General features: G+C 34.0%; 11 protein-coding genes. 7 read left to right on the forward strand and 4 right to left on the reverse strand.

Annotated elements, in window-relative coordinates; genetic code table 11:
* Positions 1-156 precede the first annotated feature (156 nt).
* Positions 157-1,095 (forward strand): tRNA modification radical SAM protein MnmL/YtqA, encoded by a 939-nt coding sequence (gene mnmL, locus OM075_RS03135; protein ID WP_301189014.1) that lies wholly within the window; start codon positions 157-159, stop codon positions 1,093-1,095.
* A 24-nt stretch (positions 1,096-1,119) separates the two neighbouring features.
* Here the strand turns inward: mnmL and OM075_RS03140 are convergent, their stop codons facing one another.
* Positions 1,120-1,863, reverse strand: coding sequence for a DUF4197 domain-containing protein (locus tag OM075_RS03140; protein WP_301189015.1), 744 nt, complete (start codon positions 1,861-1,863; stop codon positions 1,120-1,122).
* On the reverse strand, positions 1,860-3,788 hold the full coding sequence (locus OM075_RS03145) for a YgiQ family radical SAM protein (protein WP_301189016.1): 1,929 nt from the start codon (positions 3,786-3,788) through the stop codon (positions 1,860-1,862). The genes OM075_RS03140 and OM075_RS03145 overlap by 4 nt, the downstream gene beginning before the upstream one ends.
* 202 nt (positions 3,789-3,990) lie before the next feature.
* Between OM075_RS03145 and OM075_RS03150 the strand changes: the two genes are divergently transcribed.
* The 6 genes from OM075_RS03150 (at position 3,991) to OM075_RS03175 (ending at position 13,446) form a co-directional block, all read left to right on the forward strand.
* Entirely contained in the window at positions 3,991-5,229 is a 1,239-nt protein-coding gene (locus OM075_RS03150; protein WP_301189017.1) for an MlaD family protein, read from the forward strand.
* A 325-nt stretch (positions 5,230-5,554) separates the two neighbouring features.
* Positions 5,555-6,985 (forward strand): chromosomal replication initiator protein DnaA, encoded by a 1,431-nt coding sequence (dnaA, locus tag OM075_RS03155; protein ID WP_301189018.1) that lies wholly within the window; start codon positions 5,555-5,557, stop codon positions 6,983-6,985.
* 130 nt (positions 6,986-7,115) lie between these two features.
* A complete protein-coding gene (locus OM075_RS03160) occupies positions 7,116-9,449 on the forward strand; it encodes a LysM peptidoglycan-binding domain-containing protein (RefSeq protein WP_301189019.1) in 2,334 nt (777 codons plus the stop codon).
* A gap of 47 nt (positions 9,450-9,496) precedes the next feature.
* The gene (locus tag OM075_RS03165; RefSeq protein WP_301189020.1) at positions 9,497-11,455 is read left to right on the forward strand and encodes an ABC-F family ATP-binding cassette domain-containing protein; all 1,959 of its coding nucleotides are present in this window, start codon (positions 9,497-9,499) and stop codon (positions 11,453-11,455) included.
* A gap of 40 nt (positions 11,456-11,495) precedes the next feature.
* Positions 11,496-12,236, forward strand: a complete 741-nt coding sequence (rlmB, locus tag OM075_RS03170) for a 23S rRNA (guanosine(2251)-2'-O)-methyltransferase RlmB (RefSeq protein WP_301189021.1) — start codon at positions 11,496-11,498, stop codon at positions 12,234-12,236.
* Between the two features lie 139 nt (positions 12,237-12,375).
* Positions 12,376-13,446 carry a uroporphyrinogen decarboxylase family protein gene (locus OM075_RS03175; RefSeq protein WP_301189022.1) on the forward strand — a complete coding sequence of 357 codons (1,071 nt, stop codon included), beginning with the start codon at positions 12,376-12,378 and terminating at the stop codon, positions 13,444-13,446.
* A gap of 41 nt (positions 13,447-13,487) precedes the next feature.
* Here the strand turns inward: OM075_RS03175 and OM075_RS03180 are convergent, their stop codons facing one another.
* Both OM075_RS03180 and creD read right to left on the reverse strand, forming a co-directional pair.
* On the reverse strand, positions 13,488-14,900 hold the full coding sequence (locus OM075_RS03180; RefSeq protein ID WP_301189023.1) for a B12-binding domain-containing radical SAM protein: 1,413 nt from the start codon (positions 14,898-14,900) through the stop codon (positions 13,488-13,490).
* Between the two features lie 137 nt (positions 14,901-15,037).
* Positions 15,038-16,345, reverse strand: a complete 1,308-nt coding sequence (gene creD / locus OM075_RS03185) for a cell envelope integrity protein CreD (protein ID WP_301189024.1) — start codon at positions 16,343-16,345, stop codon at positions 15,038-15,040.
* Positions 16,346-16,360: the final 15 nt, after the last annotated feature.

The following is a 16,360-nucleotide window of genomic DNA, read 5'->3' on the forward strand; positions in this document are numbered from 1 at the left end:
ATCAGCATAAGTCTATTTTACTACATTTGCGTGCTAAATATTTAATAATGAAAAGAACCGGGATCTTTCAGTCCCGAAAAAAAATGATAGGGTGGTTTTTAAGATTTCGCCGGATAGTGGCAGTTTAAAAACATCCATGATGTAAAAAGTACATTTATGATATATTCTTGGGGGCATTCCAGAAGGTTTAATGATTATAGTTCTTATATAAAAAGGACTTTTGAAGAAAGAGTGCAAAAGGTTTCTGTAGATGCTGGATTTTCGTGTCCCAACAGAGATGGAAGCAAGGGGCGTGGAGGCTGTACGTTTTGTAATAATTCCACCTTTAATCCATCGTATTGTGGTGATGGAAATTCAATAACTCAACAAATTGATACAGGAATTAATTTCTTTTCTCCAAAATATAAAACGCAACATTATTTAGCCTATTTTCAGGCTTATAGTAATACTTATGAAAGTATTGAAATACTTCAAAAAAGATATGCAGAAGCTTTAGATCATCCTAAAGTAATTGGTTTGGTGCTGGGCACCAGACCTGATTGTATTAGTGATGAATTGTTGGCTTACTTAAGTGAATTGAATCAAAATCATCATATTACAATTGAGTATGGTATCGAATCAACCTTAGATTCAACTTTGGATAGGATCAATAGAGGTCATCATTTTGAGGAGGGTGTAGACGCCATCAAAAAATCAGCACGAGCAGGGTTGAAAGTTGGAGCTCATTTAATATTAGGTTTGCCGGGAGAGACTGAGGAGGATATTTTGAATCATTCCAGAAAAATGTCGGAGTTGCCTTTGGATTATTTAAAACTGCATCAGCTACAATTGGTCAGAGGGTCTGTAATGGGGGAGGAATATTTAAGAAACCCATCTCAAATGAAATTATATGATGTTGATGAGTATATTGATTTGGTGGTGAATTTTCTTGAATTGCTCAATCCTGAAATTGTAATGGAGCGATTTATTAGTCAGTCACCTAAGGAGTTGTTGATTGCGCCTAAGTGGGGATTGAAAAACTTTGAATTTGTAGCTAAGGTTGAGAAAAGATTAAAAGAAAGAGATTCGTGGCAAGGAAAAAAATATGGCTGTTAGTTGTGATCTAACAGCCTTTGGTTTTTATTTAAAAACACGTCTTAATATCTCTGTAACACGGGCGGCCGGATCTTTTCTGATTTTGCTTTCTTCGTTTGAAATTTTCAGAAATAAGCCATCAAGAGCCCTTTGGGTTAAGTAGTCGTTTAATTCAACTTCTACTTTGTGTAAGTCTGCCATTTGTCCAACAAAGGATCCTGCAAGCTGATTGTATTTGCTGGTTAATGATTCCCATGTTTGACCAGCAGAGTAACCTGCAATAATCTTTTTATCGGTGGATTGCTTTATTTTTGGACTGTATAAAGCAAAAAGTTCCTGATATGTTTTTGATTTAAAATATTCTGTGGCAGCATTATCTTCACCACCTAATATTTTTACTGCATCAGTTATAGTCATTTCGGTGATGGCTTTAAAGAATATTGGTCCAGCCTCTTTGGCAGCATCTTCTGCAGCCCTGTTAATGCTTAAAATAACATCGTTGATTAATTTTTCGCCTCCCGGAATTTTTTTTGCATTGTCCACAATAATATTGGCTTCCTCAGGAAGTAATATTTTTACAGCTTCGTCACTAAAATAACCGTTTGTAACAGATAGTTTGTGAGCTGCAGAGTCTGTTCCAACTCTTAAAGCTTCCTTTAAGCCCTGAGCTATTTCGTTTTCGGTTAAAGGAGTTTCAAGTTCAATGCTGTTGGCAATCTGAATTAATTCAGCGCACGAATACATTCCAAGTAATGAAATGAAGGTAAATAATTTTAGAAATCGATTCATTTTCTTCTTTTGGTTGTGTTGTGTTTATTTTTCTTTCGATAATCTGGTTTTGGTTTGCTGTCGCTCTGAGGTTTTGTAGACTCTTTTTTTTCTTTGTAAAAAAGTTTACTAACCAATTCAACCTGATTTTTTTGTTCTAGCAATCGTGTTATTTGTTTTTTATATTCAGGTTTATACCAGAAAAGGAAAACTCTTTGGTCCAGCTTTTCTTCTTTTGATTTTGCGGTATAGGTTTCTTTTAGTGTATATGGATGAACTCCAGAATAGAAAATGACTGTTGCAACGGTCATAGGTGTTGGTGTAAAATCCTGAACCTGTTCCAGTTTAAAATCTAACTGTTTTGTTTCAACAGCAAGGTTTGCCATATCTTCTATTTTGCTTCCCGGGTGACTGGAAATAAAATACGGAATGATTTGCTGGTTTAAATTATTGCGTTTATTAATTGCCTCAAAATCCATCTTAAATTTATGGAATAGTTTAAATGACGGCTTACGCATTTGTTTTAATACGTCATCGGATGTGTGTTCAGGGGCTACTTTGAGTCGGCCTGAAACGTGGTTCGAGATGAGTTCTTCCATATATAATTTATGGCTTTCCTGCTCTTTGGTAGAAGCCATCTTATTATAAAGCATATCGTATCTCACACCACTTCCAATAAAGGCTTTTTTAATATCATGCATTCGATTTACTTTTTTGTAAATCTCAGTCATAGCAGTATGATCTGTATTTAAGTTGCTACAGATGTTAGGGAAAATACATGAAGGACGCGTACATCTTTCACAAATCTTTAAATCTTTCCCTTTCATTTGATACATGTTTGCACTAGGTCCGCCTAAATCAGAAATGTATCCTTTAAAATCAGGCATTTGGGTTATTTGTCTGACTTCCTTTAGTATTGATTTTTCAGATCGGCTGGCTATAAACTTACCTTGATGGGCAGAAATGGTACAGAAACTACATCCACCAAAGCATCCTCTGTGCATATTTACCGAAAACTTAATCATCTCAAATGCCGGAATATTTCCTTTTTTATGGTATTTGGGATGTGGTAAACGTGTGTATGGTAAGTCAAATGAAGCATCCAGATCTTTAGTTGATAATGGTGGATAAGGAGGGTTGATAATGATATTGTTGTCTTTGTCACAGCCTTGTATTAACCGAGCTGCTTGCCATCTGTTCGATTCTTCTTCAACGTGTCGAAAATTACGAGCGTATTTAATTTTATCTTTTAAGCATTCATCGTGCGAAAATAAAGTAATATCGCTCCAGATTTTGCTTGGTTTTGTTTCGTTTTTATTACAGATATATGCAGTCTGTGGAATGGTGGTTAGTGAACTAAATGGTACACCTTTATTTAATAACCTCAAAATTTCTTTTAAAGGTTTTTCTCCCATTCCATAAACTAATAGGTCAGCTTTAGAAGAAGCTAAAATTCCGGGTTTTAAAGTGTCCTGCCAGTAATCATAATGGGTAACACGTCGCAAAGAAGCTTCGATACCTCCGATAACAACAGGGATGTCAGGAAAAAGCTCTTTTAATATATTTGTATATGTTATGGTTGCATAATCCGGACGAAAGCCTGCTTTACCTCCTGGTGTATAGGCATCGTCTGAACGTAGGCGTTTGTTTGCGGTGTAGTGGTTTACCATGGAGTCCATGCTCCCAGCCGAAACTCCAAAGAATAATCTTGGCTTACCCAGCTTTTTAAAATCCCGGAGGTCATCTCTCCAATTAGGTTGTGGAACGATGGCAACTTTTAATCCTTCGCTTTCAATAATTCTACCAATTACGGCTGCACCAAATGAAGGATGATCAATGTAGGCATCCCCACTAAATATAATCACATCCAGTTCTTCCCAACCTCTTTGTTTTACTTCCTTTAATGTGGTAGGAAGCCAATCGCTAACTTTATATGGTGTTTCCAATATTTTAAAATTTTGGCAAAGTTAATTAATAAAGATATACATTAATATTATGAGCTGTATGTTTAAGGATTATAATGCATAAATGTTTAAATATGAGGCTTTATTTATTGTGTGATGAGGTGTTTAAGTTCGGAAGAAAAAGGACTTGGCTTTGGTTTCAATAAATTTCTTCTAATTTTGACTTGAATTTAAATAATTATATATGGCTAAAATTGCAAGAGAAGTAAAAGTAGGAATTATTGCTATTTCAGCACTTTTTATAATCATATGGGGTGTTAGTTTTTTAAAAGGAAGAGATATTTTTCTTCCGGGATATAAGTTATATGGAGTTTATTCCCGGATTGACGGATTGACAGAAGGAGGTCCCATCTACTATAAAGGTTTTAAAATTGGAACGGTTCGCACTATTGATTTTGAGGATGCGGGGCTTGATAAGATTATTGTAGTTATGTCTGTTGATGAAGATGTGAAATTTCCCAATAATACAGTTGCTCAAATTTATAGTTTGGATTTAATGGGAACCAAAGCTATTCGTTTTGTTGCCGGAGAAGGACAGGGAAAATTGCTGATGTCAAACGATACCATGCAAACATCCATAATGGGCGGATTGGCTGATCAGGTAAGTCAGGAGGTTTTACCATTAAAGGATAAAGCAGAAAATCTGGTTGTAAAACTGGATTCTGTAATGACTAATTTAAATTCGTTATTTGATAAAAAGAATAAGGAGAATCTTACAAGTGGTGTTAATGATTTTGGTGAGATGATGAAGAATTTAAATGAGTTAAGTGCTTCTTTAAATGAAAAAATGCAACCAACTGGTTCTGTTGGTGCAATGTTGGCTAATCTCGATTCGTTTGCTGTAGCTTTAAATGGAAATAGTAAGTCGATAACCTCCATGATGAAAAATCTGGACTCACTCTCCGGACAATTGGCAAAGGCGCAAGTTGATAGTTTGGTTTATGAAGTTAATCATGTTATGACCTCCTTTAATGGCGTATTATCATCTATGAATGATAAAGAAGGTTCTTTAGGCATGTTATTGAAGGATAAAGAGCTTTATAATAATTTAAATGAAGCAGCTATTAGCTTAGATCGTTTATTAAATGATGTTCGATACCAGCCTAATCGTTATGTGCGCTTTAGTGCTTTTAATTTTGGAGGAAGCACTACTGTGGTGGATAATTGTGATCAGGAAACCGTTTTTAAGGTATTAATTGAAAAGTCAAAATCGCCATTGGATTTAAGAGGTAAAGAAATTATTGATGGTGAATATGTTTATGAAGGTAGAGACGGAAAATATTATTTGTATACAGTGGGAGAGGAAAAAGATTACGATAGAATTTTGGTACTAAAAGACTCAATAGTCGAATTTTATCCTGATGCTCAGGTTATTGCATTGCGCAATGGTGTGCCGATAAAATTAAAGGATGCGATTAAGTAGTTTTCTACTGTAATTTGTGGTTATAATGTTAAATTAACAGGGGTTAAAATTTTGTGCAAAAAAATTCAAAAAAAATTCAGGATTTCATAAATGCTTAGTTTATAAGACTTATATAATCTAGTCGATATTAGTAATAATTTATTTAATGCACTTATAATGTGTGTATTAGTTGTTTGGTTAAGTGAAATATTCTAAACTATTGAAATAATTGGGGTTTTAAAAATGCAAGCATTTGAATGTTTTTTTTTCAATTATTTTTTCACAATTTTTGTCATCGGAAAAAACATAGTATATAACATAAGCACCTAGCAGAGAAAACAAGAAAATGAAGCCCAATTACGAAAAAGTTTGGAATAACTGTTTAAATGTAATTAAGGACAATATTCCTCAGATAAGTTTTAAGACTTGGTTTGAGCCTATTGTTCCACTAAAAGTTGAAAATGATATTTTAACTATTCAGGTACCTAGTGCGTTCTTTTACGAATATCTTGAAGAGCATTTTATTGATCTTTTAAGAAAAACGATTCGCAGAGAATTAGGGGCGTCTGCCAAATTGGAATACAGCGTTGTTGTAGATACTCCACATCAAAAAAATCAACAACCATTAACACATCGATTACCATCTAATAATAAAACAGATTTACGTAACCGTCCGGTTTCAATGCAAATGAATTCGGAGAGACCAGTTGTAAGAAATCCGTTTGTTATTCCTGGAATAAAAAAGTTAAATGTAGATCCACAGTTAAATTCTGATTATTCATTCGATAATCATATAGAAGGTAATTGTAACCGATTGGCTAGATCTGCAGGTATGGCAGTAGCTAAAAATCCCGGGAAAACGGCATTTAACCCGCTACTTTTATATGGTAAACCTGGATTAGGTAAAACTCATTTAGCACAGGCTATTGGTATTGATATCAAAAAATATTATCCTGAAAAGACTGTTTTGTATGTAAATGCAAATAAGTTTCAAACTCAGTTTACAGAGTCTGTAAGAAATAATACTCAAAATGATTTTCTGAATTTCTATCAGATGATTGATGTATTAATTATTGATGATGTGCAGGAGTTTGCAGGAAAAGAAAAAACACAAAATACATTTTTCCACATATTCAATCATCTTCACCAAACGAGTAAGCAGTTGATATTAACTGCAGATAAAGCTCCGGTTGATATGAAAGGTATGGAAGATCGCTTGCTTTCAAGATTTAAGTGGGGATTGTCTGCTGATGTTCAAATTCCTGATTACGATACAAGATATGCTATACTTAAGCATAAAGTGTATAAAGATGGTATTACTATATCAGAAGAAGTGTTGGAGTACCTTGCAAGTAATGTAGATAATAATATTCGTGAACTTGAAGGAGCATTAATATCATTATTGGCACAGGCAACTTTAACTCAAAAAGAAATTACCATGGAAGTGGCAATTTCCATAGTTGATAAACTAGTGAGAAAAACTCAAAAAGAACTGAGTGTGGATTATATTCAGCAAATTGTTTGTGATTATTTCGGTTTGGCTGTTGATTCATTACAATCTCGTTCAAGAAAAAGAGAGTTGGTTCAAGCCAGACAGGTTGCCATGTATTTCTCAAAAAGTTTAACAAACTCTTCTTTGTCTACTATTGGTTCAAAGATTGGAAAAAAAGACCATGCAACAGTATTACATGCCTGTAAGCAGGTAAATAATCTGTTAGAAACTGATAAAGATTTTAAGAGTCAGATGAAAGAAATTGAAGCTCAGATTAAAATGTAATTATTAGATATTAATTTTTTAGGAAAAGTTGTTGGAATCATATTTCAACAACTTTTTTTTTATTCTATAATATAGCTTTGTTTTGATGGCTCTGTTTTTATACTTTTGAAGGCGATAAAAATAAATGATAATGAATAAATTAGTTTATAAGCATATTGTATTGATAATATTTCTTTTAATTGGTTCATATACTGTGTTTTCACAGGATGCTGATAAGGTTATTATTGATGGCAAAACTTATTATTTACACATAGTACAAAAGGGTGAGGGCTTTTATGGTATAGCCAAAAAGTATGGCGTTTCGCAAAAAGAGATTCATGATGCAAACCCAAAATCAATTTTTGGTTTAAAACCTGGTGATGTATTGCATATCCCTGTAATAAAGGGACGAAATAATGATAGCTCTCAAATTGAGGATAGTAATGAGTTTGTTTACCATACAATTGAAAAAGGGCAAACCTTATATTTCTTATCGCGAAAATATAACGTAACTATTGAGGATATTAAGAAATATAATGTTGGAGCTGACCAGAATTTAATTATTGGAAGTATTTTTAAAATTCCGGTTAATAAAAATGTAGATAACAGGATAAAGAACACCTATGTGTTTCACAAAGTAGAACCAAAGGAAACATTGTATGGTATTTCCCGCAAATACGATGTAGCTATTCAGGAAATTATTAAAAGTAATCCGGCTCTTCAGAATGGAATATTGGAAATTGGTTCTACTATTCGTATTCCTAAATCAGCCTTTGCAAAAAATGAAACAGAAACAGTTGAAAAAACTCAGAAATTAGAAGATGAGCAATATATTTACCATCGTGTACAGGCAGGGGATACATTTTATTCTATAAGTAATAAATATAATATCACCAAAGAGGCAGTATATAATGCTAATCCGGACTTAAATCCGGATGATCTTGCCCTTGGGTACTTAGTCAGAATACCAAAAGCAGAAATATCAAGAGAAGAGCAAAGAATAAGTCAGAATGACGATTTTAAAGTTCATATCGTAAAAAGAAAGGAAACCGTTTATTCTATAGCAAATAAATACAATATTAATGTTGAAGATATTGAAATGGCAAATCCAACATTGATATTAACAAACATTAAAAAAGGAACAAAGCTAATTATTCCTTCTCCTGAATATATTGCAAGAATAAAGCAGGAGGAAGTTACTGAAAAGCAAGATTTAACTCAGGAAAGGGTAGTGCGTAATATGGATTCCATATTTGTAGATTGTGGTTCTTATGATTACAATACTTTAAAAGAAACAATTTCTGTAGCTGTAATGTTGCCTTTTGATGTGGAAGCAACAAAAAAAGCAAATATTATAACTAAGATTGTTGATGATGAAGAGGTAGAAGTAGATAGAGACGAGCCTATATTGTCAAGCCGATCCCGTACTTTTGTTGAGTTCTATGAAGGTATGTTATTGGCATTGGATTCAATTAAAAAACAAGGCGTAAATGTTCAGGTGTTTACTTATGATACAGCTCCGGATACCAATAAGGTTAAACAAATATTAGCTCAGCCGGAATTGAAAAGTGTTGATTTTATTATAGGACCAGCTTTTACCAGTAATTTAAAATTAGTTTCAGATTTTTCTTATGAGCATGGAATTAAACTTATTTATCCATTGTCAAATAAAAATCCTGAAATCAAACGAAATCCATACTTAATTCAGGTTAATACACCGGATTCTTTAATGTATGATAAATATGTATCATATATCGTAAATAAGAGTCAGGGTTCAAGGATTTTAGTGTTAAAGTCTAAAGAGCCGGAATCACTTGAAAATCAATTTTGTAGTGCTTTAAAAGATAAGCTTTATATGGATTATATTCCTAAAGGTTTGTCTCCTAATTATATGGAAGTGTCATTTTCGCAACAAGATGTGCAGGCTATTGATGCTTTATTGGATTCTGAAATACCAAATCTTGTAGTGATTCCATCTCCTAAAGAAGCGGATATTTCTAAAATACTTACCACATTACATGGTGTAGTGGAACTATCTTCTGACAAGCAGGTTAAATTAATTGGCTTTGGTGATTGGTTAAAATATCAAACCATTAATGCAGAAGAAATTCATGATTTAAATACGGATATATTAACTTCTTATGCTTTAGATTATGATGATACCGTAACAAATGAGTTCTTGACCAAATACAGAAGTTGGTTTAATACAGAACCTTTTGCAGTAGCTCCATATTTTATTCGTCCCGGAAAAAATTCTAAGTTCTCTAAATATGGTATTTGGGGTTTTGATGTGACTTATTACTTTATGAGTGCAAGAGTAAAGTATGGAAAAGAGTTTGAGTATTGTTTACCTGATTTTAAGTCAAAGCAAGTTCAATTTAATTTTGATTTTGAAAGAATAGAAAATTGGGGTGGAATTTATAACAGGGGATTATGTGTTTTAACTTTCAATTCTGATTTGAAAGTACTTAGAAAAAAATTATAAGATTTTTTAATCGTTATATTTAGTAGATAATTTAAGTTGTATATTTAATGGTTTCGGTAAATCAGTTAGCCGTAGAGTTTGGAGGTTTTTCTCTGTTTAATGATGTTTCATTTTTAGTAAATCCTAAGGATAAATTAGGATTGGCAGGGAAAAACGGAGCAGGAAAATCAACTTTATTAAAAATATTGGCTGGAATTCAGTCGCCTACCAGAGGAGTTGTTTCTATACCTAAAGATATTAAAATAGGGTATCTGCCTCAGCATATGAAGCATGATGATACCGGTACTGTTTGGGAAGAGGTAGAAAAGGCCTTTGGAGAGTTAAAAGTGTTGGAAACTGAAATTGAAGATTTAAACCTTCAGTTAGCAGAAAGAACAGATTATGAATCTGAATCTTATTTGGATCTTATTCATAAACTCACAGAAAAGAATGACCGATTGAGTTTATTGGGAGGTGGTAATTATGCCTCGGATATTGAAATAACGCTTAAAGGATTAGGTTTTGAAAGAACTGATTTTGAGCGATTAACTTCCGAATTTTCTGGTGGATGGAGAATGCGAATTCAGTTGGCAAAAATTCTGCTTCAAAAGCCGGATGTATTTCTTTTGGATGAGCCAACCAACCACCTTGATATCGAATCTATTCAATGGTTTGAGGACTTTTTAAAGGGTTATGGAGGGGCTGTAGTTTTGGTTTCTCACGATAGGGCTTTTCTTGATAATATTACTAAAAGAACCATCGAAATTCAGATGGGGAAAATATATGATTATAAGGCATCATATACTGAATATTTAAAGTTAAGAGAAGAACGAAGGGAGCAACAACTGGCAGCGTATCGTAATCAGCAAAAATTGATTGAGGATACGGAAAAGTTTATAGAACGATTCAGATATCAGGCAACCAAGGCTGTTCAGGTTCAATCCAGAATTAAGCAATTGGAAAAGATTGAGCGCATTGAGGTGGATGAATTTGATAATTCGAGTTTGCGAATAAAATTTCCTCCGGCTCCGCATTCAGGATCTATAACAATCGACGGAAAAGGAGTTTCAAAAAGTTATGGTTCACTGGATGTTTTAAAAGATGTAGATTACACCATTGAACGTGGTGAAAAAGTAGCTTTTATAGGTAGAAACGGAGAAGGAAAAACTACCATGGCTCGTATGATTATGAGTGAAATTGATTTTACGGGTAGTTTAAAATTAGGACATCAGGTTAAAATTGGATATTTTGCACAAAATCAGGCTGACCTGTTAGATGAAAATCTTACAATACTTGAAACAATTGATCATGTAGCAGTAGGTGATATCAGGTTAAAAATTAGAGATCTACTTGGTGCATTTATGTTCAGTGGAGAGGCTGTAGAAAAGAAAGTATCTGTACTTTCAGGAGGTGAAAGAACGCGGTTGGCCATGGTGAAATTATTGCTGGAACCAGTTAATTTATTGGTTCTGGATGAGCCTACAAACCATTTGGATATCAGATCTAAAGAGTTGCTTAAACAAGCAGTTAAGGATTTTGAAGGTACTGTAGTTGTGGTGTCTCACGACCGTGAATTTCTAGATGGTTTGGTAGATAAAGTTTATGAATTCCGTAATAAACAAATGAAAGAGCATTTGGGCGGTATTTATGAATTTTTAGAGCGTAAAAAATTAGAATCTTTGCGAGAGTTGGAAGCTCAATCTTCAAATAAAAATGCGAAGGTAGAAAAAGTAGACGATGCAAAGAAGACGGCAAGCAAATTGTCTTATGAGGAACGTAAAGAGATTAGTAGAAAACATAAAAAAGCGCAGCAATTAGTTGAAAAATGTGAGGAAGAAGTTGCCGCAATAGAGCTTTTAATTGAGGAATTGGATGAGCAAATGCAGGATGTTGCAAATGCCAGTGATCCTGATTTTGTAAAAAAATACCAGGAAGTGAACGCCTCTTTGGAAGCGAAAATGCAGGAATGGGAAGATTTGCATGAAGAGCTGGGTAATATGGAAGAATTAAAACAACAATTAGATTGAGAGTATTAAATGCATTTTAGCATATTAAACGATAAAAATTATGGCAGGCAAAAGTGATTTTTTATTTGGAATAAGATCTGTAATTGAAGCAATTCATTCAGGTAAGGAAATTGAAAAGGTATTAGTAAAGAAGGGGTTACAAGGAGAATTGTACGAGGAGCTTATTGAGACAATGAAAGAAGCCAGAATTTCCTGGCAAACAGTGCCTGTTGAGAGAATCAATAGAGCAACCCGAAAGAATCATCAGGGAGTTATCGCTTTTGTTTCTGCAATTACTTATCAGGATATGGAAAATACCCTGATTGACGTTTTTGAACAAGGAAAAAATCCTTTAGTATTGGTACTCGATGGTATTACTGATATCAGAAATATGGGTGCTATTGCCCGTTCTGCCGAATGTGCTGGTGTTGATATGATTGTGATACCGGAAAAGGGAGGAGCGCCTATAAATGCAGATGCAGTAAAAACTTCAGCTGGTGCATTGCAACATATTCCTGTATGCAGAACTAGTAATCTATTTAGATCTGTTGATTATTTAAAAAAATCCGGATTGCAAATTGTTGCTGCTACTGAAAAAGGTAGTGAAGATTATACTAAAGTGGACTTTAGCGGACCAACGGCGATTGTAATGGGGGCTGAAGATACCGGAGTGTCTGGTCAGATATTGAAAATTTGTGATGCTGGAGCTCGTATTCCAATTGTTGGAGCTATCGGTTCGCTAAATGTATCAGTGGCTGCAGGTGTTTTAATTTACGAGGTGGTTCGTCAGCGTTCACTGTAAAATCCTTGTTTCAAGTGTTTTACTTTGTTAAAAAAGGCAATCATTTATCCTAATTTTTTTGTTTTTTGTCAAAAACTTTATAATTTCGGAAGGTTTTACTTGGAAAACTTGTGATAACAATAGCCTAAAAACATCATTTATGAACCACAAAGAAAGAGTGTTAAAAGCTCTTAACAAGGATGTTCCGGACCGGGTTCCATTTTTCTACTGGGATACGCCGGAATTTGGTGAGAAAATGATGTCCTATTTAGGTTTTACCAACAGAGATCAACTTCTGGAACATTTAGATGTAGATTTTAGGTGGGTAGAGCCTGAGTACATAGGACCTCAGCTTGTTGATGACGCGATGAAAAAAAAGAAGGATATTTGGGGAGTAGGATATTCGCGAATTCAAACAGGGGATTATGAATACTGGCAAGCTGATCATTTTCCATTACAGGGTTTAACGGATCCTGCTGCACTAGACGATTTCGCCTGGCCAACAAATGATTTATTTGACTTCACAACACTTGAAGACCAATTAACACGTTACAAAGATTACGCAATCATGACTGCACCTGGATATTCTTCTCCGGGATTGTTTCGTATTGTGCAAAGGTTAATTGGAAGAGACACTTTTATGGACGTGATGATGTCGCATCCTAAGTTTTTCGCAGCGTTGTGTAGTAAAGTTACCGAATTCTATAAGAGTTTTATTGATGAATTCTTTGACGTAGCGAATGGTAGAATTGATTTTATCAGGGTAGCTGATGACTTTGGAAGTCAAACCGGCTTAACGATTGGTCATGATCATTGGGAAAATTACATTCGTCCATCAATTGATGCATTTGTAAAGAAGCCAAAAGAAATGGGAGCTCACTTTTACATGCATAGTTGTGGAGGCGTTCGTAAGCTGTTGCCTAATTTTATTAGCGCAGGAGCGGAAGTTTTGGACCCAATTCAAACACGAGCTACAGGTATGTCGCCTGAAGGACTTAAAAAGGACTTCGGACAATTAATTACTTTCTGCGGAGCCATGGACGAAGAGTTACTTCTAAGGCAAGGAACCCCAAAGCAAGTAAAGGATGGAGTTAATGAATTATTAGATGTTATGGCACCTGGTGGAAGATTTATTCTTGGGCCAAGTCATAAAATCAAAGTTGAAACTCCGGTTGAAAATGTTCTTGCTATGTATGAAGCGGCAAGGCAATGGCAACCGGTGAGTGTTTAGAAACGAAAGTTTTTAATTTAGTATATAAGCCTCTTCTTTTTTTAGGAGAGGCTTTTTTGTAAGTACCTGTGCTCGACCTTGTTCTCTGATTTTCTATTTACTTCAGAAAGAATAAGCTCCAATAAAGGCAGCATGTGTTTTAATGCACCGGTTTGAATGATCAGATTCCATAATTTTTCAAATTTTTTCCATCCTCCGGTATATGCAAAGTGCTTAATAATATGTTTGATGTTATTGTGTTGTAATGATGCATTAGCAATACTAGACCATTTATAGAATTCTTTGTATGCCCATTGGTATCCTTGTTCTAATTCATGAGGAGTAAGGTTTTGAGGTTTAAACACAGTATGTCTTGTATCATATAAGGTCCAATCTTTTGTTGTAATTCTATTTTCTTTTTCCATCAATTGGTATAATTGAGTTCCTGGGTAGGGTGTTAAAACATGATAGGTTGATGTGGTTATTCCATTTGAAACACCCCAATCAACAGTTCGTTTAAAAACATCTTTATCATCATTATCTAGGCCAAAAACAAAACTACCATTAATCATTATTCCCAAATCATGTAAGCGTTGAACAGCAGCTTCGTATTTGTATTTTTGGTTTTGTAATTTATTACTCATCTGCAGGTTTTTATTTGAAAATGTTTCAAAACCCACAAATAGACTTCTAAGTCCGGCTTTAGCTGCTTTTTCAATTAGATCACCTTCTAAAATTGACTGAACTGTGGCCGCGCCCTGAAAAACCCGATTCATTCCTTCCATGCCATCAAAAAGCTCGTAGGCTAGTTTGGGATTTCCCAAAAGGTGATCGTCTAAAAAGTATAAATGTTTACCAGGAAGTCGATCAATTTCATCTAGAATTTCGTCAACCTGTTGAGTGTAAAATGATTTACCACTTTTGAAGAAGGAATCCTTATAGCAAAAATTGCAATGGTGTGGACAACCTCTTGAAATAACTAATGAGTTAGGAACAAGATATTTATTTCTTTTGATTAAATCTCTTCTTATGTAAGGTTGATTTTGAATTGTTCTTCCATCGGTGGAGATGTATCTTTTTTGAACTTGTTTTTTCTTTAAGTCAGCTAAAAATAAAGGGAATGTCTGTTCTCCAGGACCGATAAATATTGTATCTGCATGTTTCGAGGCTTCATCAGGAAGTGATGTCACATGTAATCCACCCATAGCTACATATATACCTCTTGATCTGTAGTGTTGTGCTATTTTGTAGGCTCGGTAGGCATTAGTTATATAAACCTGAATAACCACCAAATCTGGTGAATCGTTAAGGTTTATATCCTCTACATGTTGATCCCTGATTTCGGCTTCGTCATCCTTATCTAAATATGAAGCTAATGTAGCCAATCCAAGAGGAGGAAATAACGAATATTTAATAGGGCGCCAAAGTGGACTTTTAGCTTCAGTAAGAGAAGGAAGAATAAATTTTACTTTCATGCTTTATAGGTTGAAGAGATATGTATATAAAGTAAAATGGAGTATGAAGCTTTTATATAATTGAATATACAGAAGAGGCGAACTGTATTCGTCTTTCTTATATTGATTCATTCTCCATGTTATAGTGATTTGTTTTGTTATTTAAGCTTAATTTTACTGCTTACTTTCATAATTATGGCCAAAATGATAAACAGACCAATATTTCCTGCCAGGAATGCATAATCGTTTAATTGAAGAAGGACAAATAAAAAGGTGTACAAAGAAGTGATTAATCCTCCAATCCAATAAACAACCTGCTTATCATTAAGTAGAAGTTTTGAGTAACTGGTGATTAATGTAATTATGGCTACCGATGCAACAATGTAGGCCCAATTAAAGCCAATGTGTTCACTTAAAGCGGTGAGAATCGAGAAAAATAAAACCAAAGCCAAAGATACCAGAAGATATTGTAAGTAATGGATTTGCTTTTTCTTGTATAGTTCAATAAATAAGAATATAAGTGTAGTAAGAATGATAAAAAGGATTCCATATTTTGCAGATCTTAGTGATTTTTGATAATGATTATTAGGGACATATAAGTCTACTCCAAAAGAGCTGTTGAAAATATTGTATTTACTGCCAGTCCATTGCTGAGGAAAGGTTCTGTTTAGGTTTGTTATTTCATAATGGGCAGAAAAGCCTTTATCATTAATAGTTCTGGTTATGGGTAAAAACGAACCTGAAAATTTAGGATCATTCCATGTTGATGTAATATCTGTTGTTGTTTGTTTTCCAACGGGAAGAAATTGTAAAGAAGTTGTTCCTGAAATTGAAAAATTTAAGTCATAGCCTATTTTTTTATTATTGATTGTATCAATTTGATTGAGTTTAGCGTTGATGCCATTTTTCATTAAATCCTGACATATTAATCCTGGTTCAATTTGTAATGGAGTTTTATTTACCGAAAAATTAATTTTGCCTTTAATGCCTCTGTTATCTGTAATGCCGAGTGACAAAATAGCTTCATTATATAAAACTTCACTTTCCTGCTCATAATTGTCTAGTTGTGGCTTAAAAAATCCACTCATGTTTATTTTCGCAGTATAAACAGTTGATTTAAATATGCCTCTTTTGCGTGTTTCCGGAATGATATTAGAAATAACACTAAGTTCTTCTGGCATAATATGAATCCATTTTTTTAAATGCTGTATTTTACCATCATTGTCTTCGTATGTGTATTTTACAGGAATCTGTAAAATAGGACCAGAAATATTTTGTTGGTTACCCCATGATTCCAGCATTTCTTTGTCTACTTGGGCATTTGATTCTTCTCTTTCAATAATAATGTCTTCTACCATGTTTAATGGAATTAGTAACAGAAGTATCATAACACCAATAATGGCAAGTTTAAGAGTTAGGTTGTGTGCCCAAAAATCCTTTGAAGTGATTTCGTCTATTGTTTTCATATTATATGTTTTAAA

It is taken from the genome of Plebeiibacterium sediminum (genome assembly GCF_026013605.1).
Taxonomy (GTDB): domain Bacteria; phylum Bacteroidota; class Bacteroidia; order Bacteroidales; family Marinilabiliaceae; genus Saccharicrinis; species Saccharicrinis sediminus.